This is a genomic window from Adlercreutzia sp. DFI.6.23, assembly GCF_024462535.1.
Lineage (GTDB): Bacteria > Actinomycetota > Coriobacteriia > Coriobacteriales > Eggerthellaceae > Adlercreutzia > Adlercreutzia rubneri.
Genome location: NZ_JANGBP010000378.1, coordinates 1 through 312, shown reverse-complemented (window position 1 = coordinate 312; position 312 = coordinate 1). Strand labels below are relative to the sequence as shown.

Here is a 312-nt window from a genome sequence, read left to right as displayed (position 1 = left end):
AGGAGGCCGTACATGGAAAATGCCACTAAGACGGTGCTTTTGTGCGGTGTGGGCGGCCAGGGAACCATCCTCGCCGCCGATCTGCTCGCCTTCAGCTGCAAGAAGGCGAATCTTCAGGTGAAGGTGTCGGAGATCCACGGCATGGCCCAGCGCGGCGGCGCCGTGACCTCGGTGGTGCGCGTGGGCGAGGACGTGAAGTCCATGGTATCGGACGCGGGATGCGCCGCTGTCGTCGTCGCCTTCGAGACCACCGAGGCCCTGCGCAATCTGCCCCAGCTCAAGGAGGGCGGCTCGCTCATCGTCTACGATGTG

The 312-nt window shown here is 64.7% G+C and carries 1 protein-coding gene; it reads left to right on the top strand.

Features of this window, described 5'->3' with window-relative positions; all coding sequences use genetic code 11:
* Window positions 1-12: 12 nt before the first annotated feature.
* Window positions 13-312 (top strand): 2-oxoacid:acceptor oxidoreductase family protein (locus NE591_RS13795; RefSeq protein ID WP_256156925.1); only part of this gene is annotated, 300 nt, incomplete at its 3' end.